This window comes from Peribacillus sp. QJM3NY_7, from assembly GCF_056173225.1.
Genome location: NZ_CM149663.1, coordinates 2951767 through 2975864, shown reverse-complemented (window position 1 = coordinate 2975864; position 24098 = coordinate 2951767). Strand labels below are relative to the sequence as shown.

General features: G+C 34.0%; 16 protein-coding genes and 2 pseudogenes. 13 read left to right on the top strand and 5 right to left on the bottom strand.

From position 1 onward, the window contains the following. Positions 1-33: 33 nt before the first annotated feature. The 12 genes and pseudogenes from AC0VX1_RS14160 (at position 34) to AC0VX1_RS14105 (ending at position 13307) form a co-directional block, all read left to right on the top strand. Positions 34-1749, top strand: a complete 1716-nt coding sequence (locus AC0VX1_RS14160) for an ABC transporter ATP-binding protein (RefSeq protein ID WP_475467617.1) — start codon at positions 34-36, stop codon at positions 1747-1749. A gap of 909 nt (positions 1750-2658) precedes the next feature. Beyond that, positions 2659-3578: pseudogene (gene manA / locus AC0VX1_RS14155) on the top strand (mannose-6-phosphate isomerase, class I). 213 nt (positions 3579-3791) lie between these two features. After that, positions 3792-4532, top strand: coding sequence for a sugar phosphate nucleotidyltransferase (locus tag AC0VX1_RS14150; RefSeq protein WP_475467615.1), 741 nt, complete (start codon positions 3792-3794; stop codon positions 4530-4532). Further along, on the top strand, positions 4529-5476 hold the full coding sequence (rfbB, locus tag AC0VX1_RS14145) for a dTDP-glucose 4,6-dehydratase (RefSeq protein WP_475467613.1): 948 nt from the start codon (positions 4529-4531) through the stop codon (positions 5474-5476). The genes AC0VX1_RS14150 and rfbB overlap by 4 nt, the downstream gene beginning before the upstream one ends. After that, on the top strand, positions 5469-6338 hold the full coding sequence (rfbD, locus tag AC0VX1_RS14140) for a dTDP-4-dehydrorhamnose reductase (RefSeq protein WP_475467611.1): 870 nt from the start codon (positions 5469-5471) through the stop codon (positions 6336-6338). Before rfbB ends, rfbD begins: the two co-directional genes overlap by 8 nt. Then, entirely contained in the window at positions 6331-6789 is a 459-nt protein-coding gene (locus AC0VX1_RS14135) for a dTDP-4-dehydrorhamnose 3,5-epimerase family protein (RefSeq protein WP_475467609.1), read from the top strand. Before rfbD ends, AC0VX1_RS14135 begins: the two co-directional genes overlap by 8 nt. 504 nt (positions 6790-7293) lie before the next feature. Beyond that, positions 7294-7557 (top strand): CmcI family methyltransferase, encoded by a 264-nt coding sequence (locus AC0VX1_RS14130; protein WP_475467607.1) that lies wholly within the window; start codon positions 7294-7296, stop codon positions 7555-7557. A gap of 328 nt (positions 7558-7885) precedes the next feature. Beyond that, complete coding sequence (locus AC0VX1_RS14125) at positions 7886-9490, top strand: glycosyltransferase family protein (RefSeq protein WP_475467605.1); 1605 nt, start codon at positions 7886-7888, stop codon at positions 9488-9490. 23 nt (positions 9491-9513) lie between these two features. After that, the gene (locus AC0VX1_RS14120) at positions 9514-10320 is read left to right on the top strand and encodes a glycosyltransferase family 2 protein (protein ID WP_475467603.1); all 807 of its coding nucleotides are present in this window, start codon (positions 9514-9516) and stop codon (positions 10318-10320) included. Positions 10321-11683: 1363 nt separating this feature from the next. Next, a pseudogene (locus AC0VX1_RS14115) lies at positions 11684-11905 on the top strand (glycosyltransferase family 2 protein); the annotation flags it as partial. A gap of 73 nt (positions 11906-11978) precedes the next feature. Continuing rightward, positions 11979-13129, top strand: a protein-coding gene (locus tag AC0VX1_RS14110) for an IS3 family transposase (RefSeq protein WP_475467602.1) whose coding sequence is annotated in 2 segments (ribosomal slippage) — positions 11979-12228 and positions 12228-13129 — 1152 coding nt in all. Because the reading frame shifts where the segments join, the coding sequence is not laid out codon by codon here. A 25-nt stretch (positions 13130-13154) separates the two neighbouring features. Beyond that, entirely contained in the window at positions 13155-13307 is a 153-nt protein-coding gene (locus AC0VX1_RS14105) for a glycosyltransferase family A protein (RefSeq protein ID WP_475471783.1), read from the top strand. 320 nt (positions 13308-13627) lie between these two features. Here AC0VX1_RS14105 and AC0VX1_RS14100 read toward each other — a convergent pair whose 3' ends face one another. The 5 genes from AC0VX1_RS14100 to AC0VX1_RS14080 all read right to left on the bottom strand — a co-directional run bounded on the left by AC0VX1_RS14100 (position 13628) and on the right by AC0VX1_RS14080 (position 22183). Further along, a complete protein-coding gene (locus tag AC0VX1_RS14100; RefSeq protein WP_475467600.1) occupies positions 13628-14062 on the bottom strand; it encodes a hypothetical protein in 435 nt (144 codons plus the stop codon). A gap of 187 nt (positions 14063-14249) precedes the next feature. Then, the gene (locus AC0VX1_RS14095) at positions 14250-15077 is read right to left on the bottom strand and encodes a glycosyltransferase family 2 protein (protein WP_475467598.1); all 828 of its coding nucleotides are present in this window, start codon (positions 15075-15077) and stop codon (positions 14250-14252) included. A gap of 264 nt (positions 15078-15341) precedes the next feature. Next, positions 15342-15953, bottom strand: coding sequence for a class I SAM-dependent methyltransferase (locus tag AC0VX1_RS14090; protein WP_475467596.1), 612 nt, complete (start codon positions 15951-15953; stop codon positions 15342-15344). Positions 15954-16035: 82 nt separating this feature from the next. Continuing rightward, complete coding sequence (locus tag AC0VX1_RS14085) at positions 16036-16923, bottom strand: glycosyltransferase family 2 protein (RefSeq protein WP_375541164.1); 888 nt, start codon at positions 16921-16923, stop codon at positions 16036-16038. Positions 16924-17095: 172 nt separating this feature from the next. After that, the gene (locus tag AC0VX1_RS14080; RefSeq protein ID WP_475467594.1) at positions 17096-22183 is read right to left on the bottom strand and encodes a coiled-coil domain-containing protein; all 5088 of its coding nucleotides are present in this window, start codon (positions 22181-22183) and stop codon (positions 17096-17098) included. A 645-nt stretch (positions 22184-22828) separates the two neighbouring features. Between AC0VX1_RS14080 and AC0VX1_RS14075 the strand changes: the two genes are divergently transcribed. Beyond that, the gene (locus AC0VX1_RS14075) at positions 22829-24073 is read left to right on the top strand and encodes a hypothetical protein (RefSeq protein ID WP_475467592.1); all 1245 of its coding nucleotides are present in this window, start codon (positions 22829-22831) and stop codon (positions 24071-24073) included. The last annotated feature ends 25 nt before the right edge of the window (positions 24074-24098 follow it).

Here is a 24098-nt window from a genome sequence, read left to right as displayed (position 1 = left end):
TCCTTAATATATGTAAAAAAGGAGAAAAATTTGATGATTCGACGTTTTGCTTCATATTACCTGCCGCATAAGCGGTTATTCATTATTGATTTCTTCAGTGCAGTGGTCGTGGCTGTACTTGAGCTTGCATTTCCGCTAGCTGTTCAGTGGTTTATTGATACACTGCTGCCTGGCGACGATTGGTCTGCCATTGTTTCGGTAAGTGCCGGTTTGTTCCTGCTTTATATCATTAGTACCTTCTTACAGTTCATCGTAGGGTACTGGGGCCACAAATTGGGTATAAATATCGAGACTGATATGCGTGAGGAATTATTTGAGCATGTGCAGAAACAATCTTTTCGTTTTTTTGATAACACGAAAACCGGCCATGTCATGAGCCGCATAACCAATGATCTGTTCGATATTGGTGAACTTGCTCACCATGGTCCCGAAGATTTATTCATTGCCTTCATGACTTTTATAGGTGCATTTTGGATTATGTTGACAATCAATGTGAAACTGGCACTCGTATCGGTTTGTATTTTACCGTTTCTCGTGTTATTGATTGTCATAAGTAATTTAAAGATGAATAAAGCTTGGAAGAAAATGTATACAGAGGTTGCGGATGTAAATGCCCGTGTGGAAGATAGCGTCTCAGGAGTGAGGGTTGTACAATCCTTTACGAATGAAACATATGAAATGAAAAGATTTGCTACTAATAATCGCAGATTCCGTAAAGCGAAACTACTAGGTTATAAGGTTATGTCCTTTAGCTTATCAGGCATATACATGATGACAAGGTTTATGACCCTTGCCGTGTTGGTGATCGGAGCTTGGCTGACTTTTCATGGGCAGCTATCTTATGGGGAACTGGTTGCATTCGTCTTATATGTTAACGTATTATTTAAGCCGATCGACAAAATCAGTGCGTTGATGGAACTCTATCCAAAAGGGATGGCCGGCTTTAAGCGTTTTACGGAACTACTGGATGTCGCGCCTGATGTAGTGGATAAAAAGGATGCAATTGAGATGACCACCCTATTAGGGGATATTTCCTTTAAAGATGTTTCTTTTAACTATGAAGACAAAAAGCCAGTTTTAAAAGGAATTGATCTAACAATTAAAGCTGGTGAAACCATCGCTTTTGTCGGGCCTTCAGGAGCTGGGAAAACGACTATATGTTCATTGATTCCACGTTTTTATGATGTTATGGCCGGTTCGATATCCATTGATGGAATTGATATTCGGGAAATGACGAAAAAGTCATTGCGCTCACAAATTGGCATAGTCCAGCAAGATGTATTCCTTTTCACAGGAACTGTAAAAGAGAACATTGCGTACGGAATGCTTGGAGCATCGGATGAACAAATTCAGGAAGCCGCAAGGAAAGCCCATTTGGAGACTTTCATTGAAGGACTTCCAGAAGGCTATGAAACTCAAATAGGTGAACGAGGCTTGAAATTATCGGGTGGACAAAAACAACGAATTGCAATAGCGAGGATGTTTTTGAAGAATCCGCCAATATTAATTCTCGATGAGGCAACCTCTGCACTCGATACGGAGACGGAAAGAATAATCCAGCAGGCTCTTACGGAACTAGCTGAAAACAGAACGACGTTAATCATCGCACACCGATTGGCAACCATTCGAAACGCTGACAAGATCGTGGTTGTTACGGAAGAAGGAATTGCTGAAGAAGGCGGTCACGATGACTTACTTAAGCAGGGGGGCATTTTTGCCAATCTGCATCAATTACAATTCCAAAAATGATGGTGATCAAAAGCTACATATCCTTTCATTGAGGATATGTAGCTTTTTTATATCGTGGAGTTATTTTCATTAAGAATTCAAGAAAAAATGAAGGTATGAGATGAGGTAGTCCTTTTCGTTAATTTATAATTTAATACATAACCAATGCTTCAATTATCTTCGTCTTCTCTTTCAAACACCTTGCATTATATACAAGAGAACTACGATTCCATATTGGGATGTATATTAATGAAATCACTCCTGCTTCTTTAGTAAGTTCTACGAGGAACAAAAGGGTTGCGTCAAGGCAGCTAACGGTTCAAGCCAACCCCCGGGTTCAAGCAGCTTCCGCACCTGGCAAGCCCTTAATCTTTTTAGACTGCTTGATTCCTAAATTGTTATCATTGTAGGGTACAGTATCCGATATTCCCCCAAAACCTGTATTTGCTTGTGCCAGTCTTTAACTATCATTAAACACATAAGTTGCACTTTTTGATACTCTTCATATTGGCGAGTCGGGACAGTCAGCACTTAACTTGAGAGTTGGTCTAGCAGTCTTGTCAACTGGATTTTGAACCGCTTATTGATTGGGCTTACCGAACTGAATGTCAGTGGAAGTAGGCATCCAGTGTACTAACAAACCGAATCACGGGTAATAAAGGTTAGGGAAAATATAATAATGTAGCACATAGGAGGACTTGGAGTTGATCCAGGTCTTTTTTTAATTTGGATGTAATTAAGTGAAGACGGATATGACTTCTTATAGATCTCGTTTATTAATTTATTTGAAATAGCAGATTCTTAATTGAGGGTTAAATAAACTTTTGCTACTAATCCGAGTATGCAATGGAACCGATTCTTCAAGTTATCCATAAAATAATAGAAGATGTTTTAGTTGTTTGTAATATTTTTTTAAAAATTTGGAGAGGGTTGAATTACCCAATATTTTTACAACCGGCTTTCAAAGAAAAAATATGGGGAGGCACTGCGTTACGAACAAATTTCATTATAACATTCCTTCACAAAATACTGGTGAATGCTGGGTCATTTCTGCCCACCCAAATGGGCAAAGTGTTTTAAGTGCAGGTGAATTTAAAGGCCTTTCCCTAGGAGAGCTTTAGGGAAAATACCCTGGGATTTTTGATGGAATGAATAAGGGGGATTTTCCACTTTTAACAAAAATTTTAGTTGCGAATAATGATTTATCTATACAAGTCCATCCTAACGATGAAAATGCTAATAACAAGGAAAATGGTACACAGGGTAAAACAGAATGCTGGTATATAATTCACTGCGAAGATGATTCAGAGATTGTACTTGGGCATAATGCAAATACAAAGGAAGAATTAATAAATATGATTGAAAATAAGCAATGGGACCGTTTGACCGGGTGACTTTTTCTATGTACCAGCTGGTACGATACATTCTCTTGGTAAAGGAATCCTTGTTTTGGAAACACAACAAAGATCTGACTCCACTTACAGTGTCTATGATTATAACCGTGTCGACAGTAATGGTAACCTGAGAGAATTACATTTAGATAAAGCGATTGATGTAACAATAATTCCCCATAAAATAATCAAGCTGTATGGTGATAAAAAAAGATGAGGCAACTATTACAAAATTTGTGGATTCTGAGTATTTCTCTGTATATAAATGGGAGGTGAATGGGTCTTTTTCTTATACACAAAACGAAAGGTTTCAATTAGTAAGTGTAATCTAGAAATGGTCAAATTAAAACAGCAGAAGGAACAACTTTAATCAAAAAAGGAGACAAATTTATTCTGCCGTTCGATTTAGGGGATTTTGAAATTAAGGGTAATTTAGAACTAATCGTTTCACATCCATAAGAATGTAGGTGGGGGTAAATGGTGTGAAAAGCAAAATATAATAATAATACCAAATATCAATAATAACTTATAAAGTAAACCATTTTTATTCAAAATATTATGTCAAGTGAGTATGTCAGTCATATAGTAATATGTAATGTCAACATTTTTGGAAAGAAACTCTTTGATTCATGGAAAATATCTGATACTAATACAATAAAAAGGTGGTAAAAAATGAAAGGAGTAATACTTGCTGGTGGTACAGGGTCTCGTCTAAAGCCATTAACTAAATTTCTGAATAAGCATCTTTTGCCAGTAGGACCTTATCCGATGATTTATTGGTCAATTTTAAAGTTGAAAGAAGCCGGAATAAATGAAATTTTAATTGTAACAAATAAAAACCATCTTAGTTCCTTTATCGAGTTATTGGGACTTGGGGAAGATCTCCATGTAAACATTCAATATAAAATACAGGATAACGAAGGTGGAGGAATAGCAGATGCACTAATGGCAGCTAAAAATTTTATAAATAATGAAAAATTTGTGGTATTACTAGGAGATAATATTTTTGAAGATTCATTATCCCCTTTTGTTCAGTCATTTCAAAAACAGGAAAAGGGTGCAAGGTTACTTCTAAAAGAAGTGGAAGATCTTACTCGATATGGTGTACCTCATTTAGACAAAACCAATCAAAAAATAAAGTCCATCATTGAAAAACCGAGCAATCCTCCGTCTTTATATTGTGTAACTGGAATCTATATGTTTGATCAAAAGGTTTTTGAATATATTGAAACGATTCATCCTTCACATCGAAATGAGTTGGAAATAACCGATGTGAATAATCTATATATTCAAGACGATAAACTGCAATTTGATATTTTGCAAGGATGGTGGGTTGATGCAGGCACACATGAGTCACTTTATCAGGCGAATCAATGTGTATACGAAAAAATAAAGAAGGAAGATGCGAATTGAAACGACACCTCCTCATAACAGGTGGAGCCGGTTTTATTGGATCCAATTTCATTTCCTATTTACTTGAAAATTCTAATTACTATATAACCAACGTGGACTCCTTTACCTATGCCGCAAAAGTTGAGAATATCCAACCATTTGAAAAATCGAATCGCTTTCGTAGCATTCAAGCAGATATTGGTGAAAAAACAGAATTATCCAAGGTATTTGATCAAGATTATTTTGCCATCATTAATTTTGCTGCCGAATCCCATGTAGATCGAAGTATTGAGGATGCATTTCCTTTTATTCATACAAATATTATCGGAACATATAACCTATTACAGGCAGTTATGTCTGGAAAAGCTCATAAGATGATTCAAATCTCAACAGATGAAGTATATGGTTCTTTAGAGCCGAATGATCCTCCATTTACTGAAACAACCTCTCTTGCTCCGAACAATCCATATTCAGCAAGTAAAGCTAGTGCGGATTTATTAGTAAGATCCTACTTCCAAACCTATCAACTGCCGTTAACGGTTACTAGGTGCAGCAATAACTATGGTCCTATGCAACATATAGAAAAATTCATTCCTAAAGTCATTACGAGAGCCTTAAATAATATAGAAATCCCCTTATATGGCGACGGATTAAATATTCGTGACTGGATATATGTTGAGGATCATTGCCGTGCCATCCATGCTGTTCTTGAAAAGGGATTGTCCGGCGAGGTCTATAATATTGGAGGTTCAGAGGAAAAAACAAATCGAGAAATAATCGACTATATTTTAAAGCTGTTAAGAAAAGAGGGAAAACTGATCAAGAATGTAGCGGACCGAAAAGGGCATGATCGACGATACTCCATGGATTCCTCGAAAATCTCGAGGGAACTAGGTTGGAGGCCAACTATTTCTTTTCATGAAGGGATTCAAAAGACAATAGAATGGTATCGCCAAAATGAATAAAAGAATGGGTGAGAATTTGGATATTGTCATTACCGGTGCCAATGGCCAATTAGGAAAAGAACTAGAAAGACGGTTAGGTCAATTTCATACTGTGATAAGTTTAAGTAAAAATGATTTAGACATCTCAGAAAAAGAGGAAGTATATAAAAAAATTACCCAACTTGAGCCGCAAATCATTATTCATGCTGCCGCAAATACTGCCGTGGATCAATGTGAAACAGACCGTAGAAAGGCTTTTGAAGTAAATAGCCTTGGTACCGGCTATGTTTCGCTAGCTGCAAATATGGTTGGTGCCAAGGTGTTTTATATTAGTTCTGATTATGTGTTTGATGGAAATAAGCAATCTCCTTATTTGGAGGAAGATGTTCCAAACCCACAATCAACTTACGGTATGACCAAATGGATTGGGGAACAATTGGTCCTTTCAATAAATAATGGGACAGTGATCCGCACTTCCTGGTTATACGGCCATGACGGGAAGAATTTTGTGAAGACTATGTTAGAAGTGGCGAAAAAAAATAAGGAAATAAGAGTTGTAAATGATCAGGTGGGTTCCCCTACGTATGTTAATGATCTTGCTGAAACGATTAGTCATTTATTCGATAAGAAAAACGGCATTTATCATGTAAGTAATGCTGGCTCATGCTCTTGGTATATACTTGCAAAAGCGATTTTTGAGGAAGCTGGATTCGATTCAAATTTGGTGAAAATCATAACTACTGAAGAATTTGGTGCTTTAGCCCCGAGACCTCATTTTTCAGTCTTGGAAAATAAAGCATTGCTTCGAGAAAAGGTTCAAATCCCCCGACCATGGAACGAAGCATTAAAGGAATTTATTCGAAAAGAGGTCTGTCATGATTGAAGGTGTAAAGGTTAAGAAACTTGTGAAACATTGTGATGACCGTGGCTTTTTTGCAGAGCTTGTCCGTGATGATGAACCTGAATTGTTGTCGAGGTTTGGTCAGGCTTCTTGTTCGATGAGTTATCCAGGAGTCGTTAAAGCTTTTCATTATCATGAGAAACAGGATGATCTATGGTTTTTTCCTTCAGGGAATGCCCAAGTCGTTCTTTATGATTTGAGGGAAGGTTCTTCTACAAAGGGAGAAACTGATGTGTATTATATGGGTGAGGAAAATCCAATCATGCTACTGATACCAAAAGGCGTTGCACATGGGTATCGTGTTCTCGGGCAAAAACCCGTTACGATTCTTTACTTTACAACTGAGTCATATAATCCGCTCAATCCTGATGAGAAACGGATTAATTGGGATGATTCGGAAATAGGTTTTTCATGGGAGACAGAAAACAAATAATGAGGTCTTTTCAGAAAGAAATTAAAATATATTTGGGGCCGGTTCTATTGTATTTAGCTATTTAGTGGAATCTGGTCTTTTTCTTTGTCAGTGACATAAAAGTAAGAGTCGTTATCTGAGCCATAGAAGTTCGAATTAGGAATATAGCGAAAGTGCATTTTATAAAGATGATTAAACGGAATAAGGGAATTTTGCTTAAAAATAAGTGTTGCAAGTGCTCTTGACTTTCATATAATAATATGTATTATCCAAGTGATTAGTAAGAGAATTATTTATTTAAGGATATTGAAGTTCTTTTTGAAATTCCTGAGTATAAAAAGGTGGTTTGAAATTATGGAAAGTAAATAATTGGAGGTATATAGCCGCTGTAGCTGATTGAACAATAGATATAACATACTATAATAAACCAAAAACTCTTCCTAGAATACATTATCTAATTGGTTCTACAACTTCAGATGAGTTCATTAAAGAGGTTAAACGAAAATTACAAAGAATGACTCAGTAATGTTGATTTTAGACTCAGATCATTCAAAAAGTCATGTTTTAAAAGAATTACAAATGTATCATTCATTGGTTACTAAAGGAAATTATTTAATTGTAGAGGAAACAAATATTAACGGACACCCTGTTTTACCTGATTTTGGAGAGGGGCCCATGGAGGAACTAGAAGAGTTTCTTTTAATGAACGATGAATTCGTCATTGATAAAAGTCGGAAAAAATTTTTATTAACCTTCAATTCTAAAGGATATTTGAAAAAGGTTAAATGAAAATGATTTATACCCTAATGCCTTTATTTATAAAAACAGACAAAAAACATCATTTTCTAAGTGGTAAAAAACAGCATAAAAATTATTAGGATATAGATATAGTTGGCTGTGGACAATACCTAGTGTATCACTAATTTATTAATTAAAATTTCCGGGTAGCTCAGTTATAAAATGTATCTTGCTAATAAATCATAGTGTTATCATTGAAAATGTATAACTCATTATAAACATTCAGAAATTATAAAGGTTATTGGCGGCGGAAATTAATGAATGTGTCTATTTCTTTTTCATTAGGGTTCTAAAATCATCTTGGAAGGGAGATTTATTTATGGAACAGGAACCCATTCTATTTACAGGATATAATAATATTAAAATTAAAACACTATTTAAAGATATTCAAAACTCTTTTACCTATGAATTTTGGGTGAAACCTTTAAAAGCCATCTACATTGATACAGAATCTCTTGAGGGTGCCAGTGGTACGGTAGGGCAAAGATTTGTAATAGGACCAGGGATTGGAGAAAAATCGCAGAATGCAGGTACAGGAGTATCAGTGGGTACAAATGGGGTTATTGTTTATGAACATAGTGGTTACTATCTCCCTGCACTTTTAGTTTACCCCATGTCCATTACTGAGTGGACACATATAGCTGTAGTTTATCGTAATAAAACACCTTATTTATATATTAATGGTGACTTTAAGAAGAAAGGATTAACTAGTCCAAAAGAGAATGTCTTTGCTTCTGGTCTATTAGGAGGTTTAGAACCTTATGGAAATTATGTGGGTTATTTAAAGTGTGTTAAAATTTGGGATTTCGATAAATCAGAATGTGAAATTAAATCAAATATGGAAAAGCTCATAACTGGCGAAGAAAAAGGACTTTTTAGGTATTGGACATTTGACGGAGGAGCAATAAGATCTAATGCTAATGATTTTGACCCTTTTTATTTAAAAACTTATAAGAAAGACTTGAAAATACTGTTTGTTAATTCAGGAAATGGAGTCCCATATACACCATTAGAAAATTCTATAATAAAAACCTTAAACGATGTTGTTCGTGAATTAAAGGTTGGATCACCTAATGAGGATTTATTAGGAATATCTAAAATTATGAACCCTGATATAGCCATTTTTTTTTCACCTGGTGTAAGTTTGCAATGTGATCTAATAGAAGAGCTAAAAAAACAAGGAATAAAAACGGCACTATGGTTAACAGATGACCCGTATTATATAGACATAACGAAATCTAAAGCTTCTTGTTTTGATGTAGTATTTACACAGGAGTATAGCTGTGTTCCTCTATATCAATCAGTTGGTTGCCCTAAGGTTCACTATCTTCCACTTGCAGCAGATCCTGATGTTTTTCATCCGAAGATAGTAAATCCGAATTATGAATCGGATATTTTATTTGTTGGTTGTGCGTTCTGGAACCGTGTAAACTTATTTGATTCGATTGCTAGATATCTATACAAAAAAAATGTCATAATATTAGGGCCATACTGGCAACGACTAAAAAATTACCGTTTACTGAAAGGGAAAATTCGTAATACTTGGGCCTCTCCAGAAGAGACAGCAAGTTATTATAATGGTGCAAAAATTGTTATCAATATTCATCGCTTACATGATGACTCAACAATTAACATAAACACCCAAAAAGTAAACGCAAATTCAGTTAATCCTCGAACATTTGAAATTTCTGCATGTGGAGCTTTCCAGCTGACTGATATCCGAGATGGTTTAACTAGTTTTTATATGCCTGGAGTGGATATTGCCACCTATTCTTCACCTAATGATTTAATTAGAAAGATAGAATATTATTTGAATCATGAAGCTGAAAGGAAAGCTATTGCACTACATGGTCTGAATAAAACCCAAGAAGAACATACTTTTTTAAACAGAATTAATAGTTTACTAAATATTGCTTGGGAATAGAAAAAAAATAGGAGTGTTCTTTAATGAAGTTTTCTATAATAATAAGATGTTTCAACAAACTTTCAATAATCAGGAAATGTGTAAATGCCGCAATAAATTCTACTGACTCCCAAACTGAAATTATATTAATAAATAATCACCCACCTTATCAGGATGCCGTAGAATATATTAATAATATTAACCACCCTCGTGTTAAAGTGTTAGATCCTTTAAGTAACATTGGTAATGCTACAGGATTTAATTATGGAGCAAACTTTGCAAAAGGGGAATTCCTTATAATATTGGATGATGATATTATAGTTCCAAAAAATAATTGGATTACAGTAATGTCAAAAGCATTTGAAGATTTTGAAAATTTGGCATATGTATCATTAATATGGCCTGCAGTATTAAATAATTTACAAAGTACCAATGATTTTAATAACAGAATTATTAACAAGTCAGAATACAAATTCAGTTTTGAAGATAAATTCACTGTATTTGGATGCGTTATGTTAAAAAAAGATCTTTGGCGAAAACATTTTTCTAAATCAAATTTAATCAAGGGTGATTTATACGGAATTGATGGATATTATCAACAAAAAGCAAACAAGCTCGGAATGAACACTGGATATATACTTTCACATATGCCAGAACACTTGGCTAGAACAATTGAATCAGACGCATTATACGGCGCTTATAAAGTTATTTATGCATTTGGTTTAACTAGCGAAGAGTATACAAATTGGAAAAGAGAAAAGTTGGAATTCTCCGAAAAAGAACTACTGGCCCTAAAACAGTTTGGGTATCAGGAAATTGAAATTAAAAATATGTGGAAAAATAATATATAAATTAAACGTTTTATTTTGATGTGTTAATTTGTTTTTGGATTACAGTGAGATTTTCTTTTATAGACAGACACTTTGAATTAAAGAAGCCCTTCTATTGGGAACATTATAATGTTTCTAATGGAAAGGCTTTTTTCGCGTGTGGATTTTTGTCAGATGTTTTCCAAGGATATGGGGATTCTTGCTTATTGAAGAAAGATAAAATGGATTTCTCAGATATATAATATAGATTGTTTAAAAAGTCTTGAAGGGATCTAAAAATGACGGTTATAAAGGAGTTTAATATAAGAGAAGGGGTTAGTTAACAATCTTTTGGTATAAATGAAGAAGAACTCGTGGAGTTAGTATAGTTCCATGGACACTTTTTAGTTAAGTCCTTACAATGATTTTTGAGAGGATGTGCCCGCCTTGGAGCGTAAGAATACAGGTGAAAAATATAATAATGAATTTAAGAAGACTACTGTAGATCTTTATTACTCGGGTAATTCGGTCAAAAAATTAAGGCGAATATGGTGAAGTTACCATTTATAAATGAGTTAAGGAATTTACTCCTATCGGTTTAGGCAAGAGTCGTTGAAGTCAAAGGAATTATTTGTCATACAGAAGGAAAACCTTTGGTTAAAGCAAGAAGTTGAAATCTTAAAAAAGCTATGCCATATTCGCGAAAATGTAACCGAGACAGATCCTACCGATTTTTTGTGGAACACAAGAATCAATATCCCGTTCAGAAAATGTGTGAAGTTTTTAGAAAACCAAGAAGCAGCCATTATCAGTCATTTCAAATAGTCGTGTAAACCCCGAACAGGAAAACAAAAAACTAACTAAGAAAATACATTTTGCTCATTAAACTTTGAACACGTATATATTAGGAAAAAGCCTTTGTTAATAAGATTTCATGTACCTCTTGGATTCCCCATAACGTCCTTTGCTTTCCAGGTGAATGAGGGTTCTATAAAGAATCCTTATCCATCCAAAGAAAAGGTTATTCAATTGAATAATTTGCTTAAGCAAGACCTCACTACACAGACCATTAATGAGAATTGGGTAGGAGATATAAAAATCATTAGATTAAGCGAAGGGTTGCCTGTACGATAATGCCTGTATTGAATCCTTTCATGCTATCTTAAAAAAAGAAGAAGTAAACCACAAACAGTACTTAGACTATCAACTGCAAAATCTGCCCATTTCCAATTTATGGAAGTAAAATAGAAAAGAATTCACAGCAGATTTGGATATCAAACTCCTCATGCCATTAAAAATCGAATTAGAAATACAGCTTAACCTTCTTTTGTCCAAAATAATGACTTAAATCCAATTGTATTAATAAATCGTTATAATTCTACAATAAAAGAGGAGAGTTTAGTAAATGACCCCCATAATATCCATCATTTTAACTAGTTATAACAAACCCTATACAATTGGGAAAGCCATAGAAAGTGTTCTCGATCAAACTTATCAGAATTGGGAACTTTTCATTATGGATGATAACTCCAATGAAGAAACAGTAAAAATCATAAAGCAATATATAAATAAGCCAAGAATACATTACTTTAACAGTAACATTCAAGACAGTGAAAGATATAAAACAATGGAGTTAGTATAGTTTCATGGACACATTTTAGTTAAGTCCTTACAATGATTTTTGAGAGGATGTGTCCGTCTTGGAACGTAAAAATACAGGTAAAAAATATAATAATGAATTCAAGAAGACTATTGTAGATCTTTATCACTCGGGTAATTCGGTCAAAGAATTAAGCGGCGAATATGGCGTATCAGAAGTCACCATTTATAAATGGGTTAAAGAATTTACTCCAATCTGTTTAGGGGAAGAGTCCATGACTCCAAAGGAATTAGCCGCCATTCAGAAGGAAAACCTTCGGTTAAAGCAAGAAGTTGAAATCTTAAAAAAGGCTATGGTCATATTCGCGAAAAAGTAACCGAAACAGATCTTACCGAATTTATTGAGGAACACAAGAAACAATATCCCGTACAGAAGATGTGTGAAATACTAGAAATCCCAAGAAGCAGCCATTATCAGTCCCTTCAAATAGTCGTATCAAATCGTGAACAGGAAAACCAAGAACTCACGAAGGAAATTCATCTCATTTACCTGGAAAGCAAGGGACGATATGGGGCTCCAAAGATTCATGAAAGCTTATTAACCAAAGGGTTTTCCCTAAGTCTAAAGCGTGTTCAACGCTTAATGAGCAAGGCGAGAATTCGTTCTATTACTAAGAAAAAATACCGGCCCTATCCATCTAAAGAAAAGGTTATTCAATTGGATAATTTGCTAAAACGAGACTTCACTACTCAGACCATTAATGAGAAATGGGTAGCAGATATTACGTATATCCACACGTTAAAAGACGGATGGTGTTATTTAGCTTCGGTATTGGACCTTCATTCTAAGAAAATAGTAGGATATTCATTTTCTCGTTCAATGACGACAGAACTGGTCATAAAAGCTTTCAATAACGCACACCTATCACAAAAGCCCTCGGAGGGCTTAGTTCTTCATACCGATCTTGGCTCACAATATACAAGCAGTGAGTTTACTCAACATATCCAAAACCATCATATTAAGCAATCCTTTAGTCAGAAAGGTTGCCCGTACGATAATGCCTGTATTGAATCCTTTCATGCCCTATTAAAGAAGGAAGAAGTCAACCACGTACAATATCTAGACTATGAAACAGCTAAATTAGCGATGTTCCAATTTATTGAAGGTTGGTATAACCGAAAAAGAATTCACAGCAGCTTGGGTTATCAAACCCCTCAAGCCATTGAAGATCGAATTAGGAATACAGCTTAAGATTTAACTTTTTAGTGTCCAAAATATTGACTCAAATCCAACAACAAGGTATGCCACATTAATTAATGAAGCGATTCCTAAGACAAGAGGAAAGTATCTTACTTATCTAACAGATGACAATTCATTTTTACCTTCACGCTTTGAATCGATGTTAAAAGTACTGAATCAAAATCCTTAAATAGAAATCGTATATTCACAGCAATTGGTGAAAACCATTAACGAATATGGAATAGTTGAACAGGAAAAAGTTCGAAAAACATATGGAGTATTAAAGAACCCTGTGGGGTGGGTTGATCATTGTTCAATTATGCATACTCGTAACCTTGCAGTAAGAATATTCAAGGGATTTGGAAGCTACTGGAATGATGATCAAGCATACTGGTATAATGGGGATGCAGCTTTTTGGAGTCGTTTAACAAAATATAAGCCATTTCATCCTATTCCGGAAATTTTAGATATCGCGATTAAAGATGATAAATCATTCCAGAGACTGTATACTCATTTGCCAAAGAGCATACCAGTGGATATTATCTTATCCCACCTAAAATTAAAATCACTGAATGTTTTTTCATTTTTAATGAGGTGCTTATGATCATTTTGTAAATAATATACAGCCGGGTGATATTGCGCCTTTACAAGTCTTTGATTAGGAAAAAGCAAAAAGTTTATAAATACCTGACTGTCTATTGGTGTTCCCTCTTTATATTTGAAAAGAAATGGATCCGGAATCTTCACAACCATGCTAGGATCATATTTTAATTTTGTAAACACTTCTTGGGAAATCTTTCTCCGTACTTGATTTTCAATAATATATGTCTCTGAGGATGGCCCTCTTACAAGAGTTCCGTTTGAAGAACATTTATTAGCCCAATTACCAGATGGTTTGCCGATTGAGGAATTATCCGAAAACACCCCTATTTTGCCAGATGGCACCCTATTTAAACATGAAAACTATTACATTAGCCTCAATAATTGTTTACATCCTTTAGAAAAACAGGTAGCGATGAAGCTGAAGCTTCCGGTTACGAATCCAGTTAAAATGGACCTTTCGTTGTTATCTAAATTTAAAACAGGAGAGCCTTTTAAGTGGGAGATTCTTTTTTGAAAATAAAAAAGCCTTTCAAAAGGGGATATAATGATGCTCCCGATTGAAAGGCTTTTCGCGTTCCACAGTTTCTCTAATCTCTTTAAGATCACTCATCTTCCATTTAAGAAGGAACCTTTTTTGGCTGTCTAGGATGATTTTATTCTGTAATGCCCTATTTAACCTAAAACTACTACTGCCATAATGATGAATAAAAACATCATTTGCTACCCATAGTTCTCTATTGGAAATTTGAGCTCTTATACTGAAATCTGCATCTTCAAAATATCCAGGGGAAAAGCGTTCATCAAGACCCCCGATCATATCAATCAAACTTCTTTTGAAAATCATGCAAAGGCCGCTTAAGTAATCCACTTTATAGCCTTGTTGATCATGCTTTTGTGTCCATTCATTAGCGAATTTTTGCATTTGATCCATATTCTTGTATGGAGTTGGAATAATTGCTTGATGTGAAACGACATTATTTGATCTGGGCCCAACGATGCCAATGGAAGGATTTTTATTGAGTTGGCATAGTAGCCGGCATAACCATTCGTTTGTAACAACAGTATCATTGTTTAGAAGGACAATATTTTCTCCTCTCGCCATAGTAATGCCCTGATTGCATCCGCCGGAAAATCCTTTGTTTTTTTTATTAGCAATTACCTTGGTATTAGGGAGCGTTTTAAGAAATTCAAGTGTGCCATCCGTAGATCCATTGTCAACTAAGATCAATTCAAAGTTTTCCCTGGTGTAGCGAAATATGCTCGATATGCATTCCTTTGTAAAAGTAAGGCCATTTCGGGTAAGAATGATAATGGAGGTCAGTGGGGATGTATCAGGTGGATATTTATTACTCTTCAATTTTTTCTCCTCCTACCTAGCAGCCCCTCATAAAGGCTATTGTTAACAAAGGGCTAGATGTAATTAAGATGATCAAAACTACAAACCAGCGTTATTTGTTGGATACCAAATGGTCGAAAGAATCAAGGTCTGAAATTTATGAGGAAAGATTAATTAGGGATAACTTTTGATATGTTCAATGTATTCAAGTTAAATTATCTTTATACGAAAATCCGTAATGCGAGCCATAGGAAAATCATTATTATTTACCTCATTCCTCCTATTTTATAAATTGATTAGATTCAAATCCCATAAAGCTAGTGATTTATCAGCAAAATTCATTTCTCCTTCCGTACAATTCTCATTAATAACCAAGATGGGTTTTGGAAAGTTGAATGGCTCAATCTCTAGGTTAAGAGGGCGCCAGCGTCCTGTTCTTATTTCATGATTACACGAATGATTTGTAAATGTAGTCGTTAATAAATACCTCGATTGGCTAGCTTTAAAATTGTTTAAAGCTAAATGAATATCAGAAAAACTAAAATGTACGAGACAATCTCTACAGAGGATTAAATCACCTGTAGGTAGACGATCTTTTGTTATGTCCATATGAAAAAACTGTACATTGTTTAAGGGATATTTTTTTTTATTTCTTTTAATTATCTCATCGACGATATCAATCCCAATATATAATTCCGTATTTTTGTATACTTCTTTCATCCAATTAAAATCACCACACGGTGCATCTATCATTTTTTTTATCTGAAATTGTTTTATTATGCTTGGTAATTCCTGAATGAGTGTTTTGGTTTGAGTAAGTGATGAACCCGTACCAGATACAGACTCAGAATTTCTCCACCTGTTTTTCTTATAAATATTTGTAAATAGCTCTTTCATTTACATTCTCACCTTTCATCATTTTGTTAATTTAGAAAGGAATTAAAAAAACGACATGACTCGAAAGGGCAATCTGTAAAATCTAGAAATCTATATTAAATTTGGTAAAGTACCAATCATCATCATATTTTCGTTTTTGAAAGTAGGCCCGTCGCTGCTTTTTAACTCCATCAAGGAGCACTTGGGATTCAATAGGGTTTGCTTTTACATGGATCATGAGTTTTTTGCACTTTTGTATGCGATGAGTATTAAAATGAGAGTAGGCCATTCTTAATAAATTATAATAAACTTCATCATAGCTAACTTCATAGGGGTGAGTTTTTCTGAACAAGTGGATAATTTTTACACCGGGCATAGCGTGACAGCGAAATCCAAACAGCCATAGCTTAATAGAAAGCTCTACATCTTCATGTCCCCAAGTTTTAAATCCCGTTTCAAATCCGCCAACATCTTCAAACACTTTTTTTGAGATAATAAAACATCCTCCGGGTAATACGGCAGTTTCAAAAAGCCCATTTTGTTTAGGGTTCCATTTAATTCTAAGGTTTGACTTTAAGGTCTGACCATAGCCAATGAAATCGGAATTGCCAAACGAAGCGATTGCTGGGGTTACTGCATCTGTTTTTCCTGTAAGCAGGGGTTCTACAATATGATCGATCCACAAATCTTCAAACTGTAAATGGGCATCGCAAAAAATCAGGAATTCTCCAGAAGCTTTTTTTGCTCCTAAATTTCGTGCGTTAGCAGCTCCAATTCCTTCTGTTTCAAAAATTTTAACCTGGTTTGCGTGATTATAGGTAGGAAGAAAATCACAGCAATCATCTGATGATCCATCGTTTATAATAATCACTTCGAAGGAATAATCTGTATCAACTGAAAATAATGAATCGAGAGTGTTTTTCACATTTTTCCCTTCATTTTTGGCAGGGAAAATTATTGAAATTAAAGGATGATTTTTCACTTCATTTATCTCTCCTTTTGTAACGATTTTTCATTAGTAAGAAAAATCAAGGACTGTGATATTGAATTTAATAGGGAGATTATCACAATCCTTGATCTTCGGTTGAAAGTGGTATTTAAGTTTCTGTTTGTAGTTCCATGAGTTAAAGTGAGGGTACATATACTCTTAATAATGGTTATTATTAATGCTTTCTAAAATTCTTAAAGGGATCTATCGCTGTTTTTTGCGCTCCAGAATGTAAATTATATAAAGGATGATTTTTATAAAACATATCTAATGAAAATGAATCTGACTTAGTGTTTTTAAATGTAGTATCTTGGTAATCTTTTTTCTGATACGATGACAAGATCCCGGAATTATAATTTTGTTGAGTTCGATCAATTTCTGTGTAACTCGGTTTATTTAGGGGAGAGGATATTTGACTATGTGATGTTTGCATATTAAAATTTTGGGTTGTATTTTTTTGTTGGTTTGTTTCATTCGAGAATCGAAACGCACTTGGTTGATTAATTACTTCTTTGTTATTTGGCGAATTGAAATTTCCCATATTAACACGAGTATTTCCAACTTGCTGTTGTTTTCCATTATTATTAAAAGGTTTTTCCATTTTTCCTGTTGCTTGCAAATGATTTTTTTCTCGTTGTTTAATATATTTTGTTCGTTCATCTTTATCATGTATTTCTTTTGCTTTTTGATCATTTACCGTTTTACTTGTAGTTTCCATTTTTTTTAAATAATTAATTTCTTTATCTTTTAAATCTATTATAGAACCGGTTAAGTTCTTAATTTCCTGTTGATGTTGGCTTTCATTTTCCTTTAAATTGATAATCGTCTGTTCTAAATGATCAATCTCGGCTTTATATTTATTTTCTTGCTCTGAAACACGAGCAATCGATTGATTTAACTGATCGATTTCTTGTTGATGTTGACTTTCATTTTCCTTAAAATGAATAATCATTTGCTCTAGGTTTTCAATCTCTGCTTTATATCTATTTTCTTGCTCCGAAACAAAAGCGATCGATTGATTTAACTGATCGATTTCCTGTTGACGTTGATTTTCATTTTCCTTTAGATTGATAATCGTCTTTTCTAAATGATCAATCTCAGTTTTATATTTATTTTCTTGCTCCGAAACAAGAGCAATCGATTGATTTAACTGATCGATTTCTTGTTGTTGTTGACTTTGATTTTCCTTTAAATTGATAATCGTCTGTTCTAAATATTCAATCTCGGCTTTATATTTATTTTCTTGCTCCGAAACAAGAGCAATAGTTTGATTTAACTGATCGATTTCTTGTTGATGGTTATCTTCATTTTTCTTAAAATTAATAAGCATTTGCTCCAGGTTTTCAATCTCGGCTTTATATTTATTTTCTTGCCCTGAAAAAAGAGTAATCGATTGATTTAATTGTTCGATTTCTTGTTGATGGTGATCTTCATTTTCTTTAATATCAATAATCATTTGCCCTAGGTTTTCAATCTCTGCTTTATATTTATTTTCCTGTTCGGATAGGTGGTCGATGGTTTGGGTATAATTTTCAATTTCCTGGTTAAATTTGTCGATAACTTGTATATGATGATTTTCCTTTTCGGAAAGTTCAATCATGGCTTTTTCTAATTTTTCAATCTCCACTCTATATTTATTTTCTTGTTGGGATACAACGCTAATCGTTTGATTTAACTGATCGATTTCTTGTTGATGGTAGTTCTCTTTTTCCTTTAAATCTATAATCATCTGTTCTAGACTTGCAATTTCCACCTTATATTGACTTTCCTGTTCCGATAGTTGGCCGACCATTTGAGTATAATTTTCAATTTCCTGTTTAAAGTTGTCGATAACTTGTTTTTGCTTTTCTTCCTTTTCGGAAAGTTCGATCATGGCTTTTTCTAAACTTTCAATCTCGGCTTTATATTTATTTTCTTGTTGGGATACAACGGCAATCGATTGATTTAACTGATCGATTTCTTGTTGATGGTAGTTCTCTTTATCCTTTAGGTCGGAAATCATCTGTTCCAAATTCTCAATGTTCACTTTGTAATGACTTTCCTGTTCGGATAGGTGGTCGATCGTTTGATTATATTTTTCCATTTCCTGTTTAAAGTTTTTGATAACTTGTATATGATGATTTTCCTTTTCGGAAAGTTCGATCATGGCTTTTTCTAAGCTTTCAATCTCCACTTTATATTTATTTTCTTGTTGGGGTACAACGCTAATCGTTTGATTTAACTGATCGATTTCTTGTTGATGGTAGTTCTCTTTTTCCTTTAAATCTATAATCATCTGTTCTAAATTTGCAATTTCCACCTTATATTGACTTTGCTGTTCCGATAGTTGGCCGATCATTTGAGTATAATTTTCATTTTCCTGTTTAAAGTTGCCGATAACTTTTTTCTGCTGCTCTTCCTTTTCGGAAAGTTCAATCATGGCTTTTTCTAAACTTTTAATCTCGGCTTTATATTTATTTTCTTGTTGGGATACAACGCTAATCGTTTGATTTAACTGATCGATTTCTTGCTGATGGTCGTTCTCTTTTTCCCTTAGATCGGTAATCATCTGTTCCAAATTCTCAATGTTCACTTTATATTGTCTTTCCTGTTCGGATAGGTGGCCGATTATTTGAGTATAATTTTCAATTTTATGTTTAAAGTTTTCGATAATTTGTTTATGATGATTTTCCTTTTCAGAAAGTTCGAACATGGATTTCTCTAAATTATCAATCTCGGCTTTATATTTATTTTCTTGTTGGGTTACAACGCTAATCGTTTCATTCAACTGATCGATTTCTTGTTGATGGTCGTTTTCTTTTTCCTTTAGTTCGGAAATCAGCTGTTCCAATTTCTCAATATTCACTTTATATTGACTTTCCTGTTCGGATAGGCGGTCGATCGTTTGAGTATAATTTTCAACGTCATGTTTAAAGTTTTCGATAACTTGTATATGATGATTTTCCTTTTCGGAAAGTTCGATCATGGATGTCTCTAAATTTTCAATCTCCGCTTTATATTTATTTTCTTGCTTTGAAACAAGAGCAATCGTTTGATTTAACTGCGCGATTTCTTGTTGATGGTAGGACTCTTTTTCCTTTAGATCGGAAATCATCTGTTCTAAATTAGCAATGTCCACCTTAAATTGACTTTCCTGTTCGGATAGGTGGCCAATCATTTGAGTATAATTTTCAATTTCAAGTTTAAAGTTTTCGATAACTTGTTTCTGCTGCGCTTCCTTTTCAGTAAGTTCAATCATCGATTTCTCTAAATTTTCAATCTCTGTTTTATATTTAATTTCTTGTTGGGATGCATCGCTAATCGTTTGATTTAACTGATGGGTTTTTTGTTGATGGTAGGACTCTTTTTCCTTTAGATCGGAAATCATCTGTTCTAAATTAGTAATGTCCACCTTAAATTGACTTTCCTGTTCGGATAGGTGGCCAATCATTTGGGTATAATTTTCAATTTCAAGTTTAAAGTTTTCGATAACTTGTTTCTGCTGCGCCTCCTTTTCAGTAAGTTCAATCATCGATTTCTCTAAATTTTCAATCTCCGTTTTATATTTAATTTCTTGTTGGGATGCATCGCTAATCGTTTGATTTAACTGATGGATTTCTTGTTGTTGGTAGGACTCTTTTTCCTTTAGATCGGAAATCATCTGTTCTAAATTAGTAATGTCCACCTTAAATTGACTTTCCTGTTCGGATAGGTGGCCAATCATTTGGGTATAATTTTCAATTTCAAGTTTAAAGTTTTCGATAACTTGTTTCTGCTGCTCTTCCTTTTCGGAAAGTTCGATCATAGCCTTTTCTAAACTTTCAATGTCCAATTTATATTTATTTTCTTGTTGGGATGCATCGCTAATCGTTTGATTTAACTGATCGATTTCTTGTTGATGGTAGGACTCTTTTTCCTTTAGATCGGAAATCATCTGTTCTAAATTAGCAATCTCCATCTTAAATTGACTTTCCTGTTCGGATAGGTGGCCAATCATTTGGGTATAATTTTCAATTTCAAGTTTAAAGTTTTCGATAACTTGTTTCTGCTGCCCTTCCTTTTCGGAAAGTTCGATCAGGTCTTTTTCTAAACGTTCAATCTCCAATTTATATTGACTTTCTTGTTGGGATGCATCGCTAATCGTTTGATTTAACTGCGCGATTTCCTGTTGATGGTAGGACTCTTTTTCCTTTAGATCGGAAATCATCTGTTCTAAATTAGCAATGTCCACCTTAAATTGACTTTCCTGTTCGGATAGGTGGCCAATCATTTGTGTATAATTTTCAATTTCAAGTTTAAAGTTTTCGATAACTTGTTTCTGCTGCCCTTCCTTTTCGGAAAGTTCGATCAGGTCTTTTTCTAAACGTTCAATCTCCAATTTATATTGACTTTCCTGTTCGGATAGTTGGCTAATCTTTGAAATGTAATGATCAATTTCTTTCTTATATTTTTTTATATCTTTTTTATGGTGCTCTTCCTTATCTGAAAGTTCTTTTTCTAAGTGATTCATCTCCACTTTATATTGCTTTTCTTGATCGTATAAAAGATCAATGGTTTTAGTAAGCTGATTCATTTCTTTTTTATAATTCATTTCTTTTTCGTTGAGAGAATGAATGGTTCCTTTTAACTCTTGAATTTCATTTTTGAAAATATTTTGCTCGTGAAAATAAAACATAACTGTTTCAACTAATTTCTCAATCTCTAAATTTATGCTTTGTACATCTAGGTTAGTTATTTTTTTATTTACTGGAGCAAGAAGTGATTTCACCTCTGTAAGCCCATCCGCCATTTTTTGAAAACCATCATGGCTTTTAATTTCTATATTTTTAGCATTTTGTTTTTGAGCAGACTCATAATCTTTAACTTTCTTTTGAAGAGCAGCAATTTCACTTTGTAATAATTTATTCTTATCTCCAAGAGTTTTTATGTCATTTTTTTTCTTTACGTCGTTTGTTTTGGTTTCTTTAAAGTACTGTAGTTCTGCCTTATATTTGTTAATTTCTTCTTCCAACTTCTGAACCTTGGTTTCTGCACTCTTCCTTTCATGTTCCTTCCGATTGATTAGTTCTTGAAATGTTCTTTGTTCATTTATCATTTCTTCATTGTGTTTTATTAATTTTCTTATTTTCTTTTTACTATAATCGACTTCGTATTCATTAACTTTTGATTTGTATAGGGAAAGTTCAGATCTAAGGTGAATGATCATTTGCTGAAGTTGAACTGGAGTTATTTTATTCAATTTACTTTTTTGAATTTCATTGGCTTTTTCATCATCTGTGTACAAAATAACCACTCCTTATTTTTGATCACGTGTGACAGGCGGTAATCTCCAGCCATTACTAATAAGGAATCAATTAGACAGGTTGAGATTGAGCGACTGTAAATGACCAAGAAGTTCCTATGCGGAGATGTTTATCAAGATTTTTATGGGTGTGGAGAACCGTTCGTCAGAGTGTTGGTGTTGCTTCATGATTAGGAACACTGCGACATCCAAATCATTTTAGGGGTAATGGTAGACAAAAGAAAATTCCTCCTCATAAAATGATCATCTTGACCGAAAAATCTTTGATTTCAATTTTTCAATATTCATGTGACTGGTTTTAATCAAATACTGATCCCTTTATAAATGATTCCATAATAGTTATATGTACCGTATTTCAAAAAGGTGATTATATTTATCACCTTTTTGATTCCCCTCATAAAATTCATTTACATGGATGAAGGCACTACATTTCCTTTTAATATTGTATACACAAACTTACCCAAGGAATTTAGAGTTTGCCGAGTGTATTCTTTATCATTTCTTCATTCCTCTTACATATTATAAATATGGGTGGTTAAGGGTTGTGAGAAAAGAGCCGTACGGTATTATTTAATCCTTTTGAATAGTAAATCTGTAACCAGGATTAATATAGAGGGGGATACATAAATGGATATTAAAGTAGAAGTTGGAGATAAAAGGGCAGGAGCCATCCCTTATGAGTCTCTTCCGGCATTTACTTATCTTTTCAGGGAATTGGGTTTTGATGTGCAGCCAGACACTGAAAATAAGAAGGTACACTTAAGTTCTGCATTGCAGGGTAAAAGAATTGTCATTTCATCCGACTATGATGTTAAATATAACACCTTTAGAAAGCACCTTCTAGAAAGGAAGGTGTTGGAGTATATTCAAACATTCCTATCTGCATGCGGGGCAAAGGTGATTCTTATGGATGAAAAGAATGAATCAGAAAGGGCTGATTTTCATGTATACTTTTCACTCTTTGAAATTCCAGGAATAAAAGAGCCCATTCTTGAATTAGTCCATAATTCAAAATCTGCTAATAAAAAGTTATTGGATATTTTTCAATATGAATGTAAAAGGACTGGAACAAAATTTAAATCTAATGAGGTAGTCAGAAACGCAAATAACCCTTTTATTAATATACAGATTATGTATCCTGTTTTTACGGATGAAGATTTTTGGGGGAAACTTGGTGAGAAATATGCGATGTCCATAACTATAGGAATATTGGCTAGATTTCACGAAAGCTCACCTTTATCTGTTTTGTCATTAGTTCCAATTGAAATTTTCTCAAACATGTTTATTCATTCTGAAAAAACTGGGATAAATTTAGAGCCTGCCATGCAAAAAGAAAAAAGGTTACCAGAAAAGAAAAAGTTTTTATTAAAGAAACCAACTATTACTAAAAGAAAAGAAGCAGAAGTGTTTTTAGATTATCATATTTTTATTGAAGAACTTGAAGAACGTAACAAAATCAAGCTTATTGGAAATCTTCATATTAAAAATATAGGTACGGAGGTTTTGCGGAATCCAGTTATCTGTCTGCGTTCCAGCCCTTCAGAAAGTATAAAAATATCTGGGCAAATATTGCCGCCCAATGTTGCCGAAACTTTGGGGGTCATGAAAAATGAAGAAACAAAAGGGTGGAAATATATGAATGAGGAATGGTTTGAAGAAATGGAGAAGGGTGAAACCTGGATATGTCCAATTCAATCTAAAAATATTAACCCCAGGCAAACAGAATCTTTAACTAACTTACAAATAAGCGTCCTTCAACCTGAAGAAAACAGCAATATTCGTGTAGAGGCTTTTGTATTTTTTAAAGAACAAGATCTGGAAATCAGTTCAAGTAATCAAATTTCCTTATTATTAACGAAGAAACAAGGGTAAATGGGAGAGCATATTGGGGGTGGGA

What these genes read in the sequence shown, in the direction of transcription:
- AC0VX1_RS14160 (WP_475467617.1), top strand. Translation starts at nt 34, where the DNA reads ATGATTCGACGTTTTGCTTCATATTACCTGCCGCATAAGCGGTTATTC.
- AC0VX1_RS14150 (WP_475467615.1), top strand. Translation starts at nt 3,792, where the DNA reads ATGAAAGGAGTAATACTTGCTGGTGGTACAGGGTCTCGTCTAAAGCCA.
- rfbD (WP_475467611.1), top strand. Translation starts at nt 5,469, where the DNA reads ATGAATAAAAGAATGGGTGAGAATTTGGATATTGTCATTACCGGTGCC.
- AC0VX1_RS14135 (WP_475467609.1), top strand. Translation starts at nt 6,331, where the DNA reads ATGATTGAAGGTGTAAAGGTTAAGAAACTTGTGAAACATTGTGATGAC.
- AC0VX1_RS14130 (WP_475467607.1), top strand. Translation starts at nt 7,294, where the DNA reads ATGTTGATTTTAGACTCAGATCATTCAAAAAGTCATGTTTTAAAAGAA.
- AC0VX1_RS14125 (WP_475467605.1), top strand. Translation starts at nt 7,886, where the DNA reads ATGGAACAGGAACCCATTCTATTTACAGGATATAATAATATTAAAATT.
- AC0VX1_RS14120 (WP_475467603.1), top strand. Translation starts at nt 9,514, where the DNA reads ATGAAGTTTTCTATAATAATAAGATGTTTCAACAAACTTTCAATAATC.
- AC0VX1_RS14090 (WP_475467596.1), bottom strand. Translation starts at nt 15,953, where the DNA reads ATGAAAGAGCTATTTACAAATATTTATAAGAAAAACAGGTGGAGAAAT.
- AC0VX1_RS14075 (WP_475467592.1), top strand. Translation starts at nt 22,829, where the DNA reads ATGGATATTAAAGTAGAAGTTGGAGATAAAAGGGCAGGAGCCATCCCT.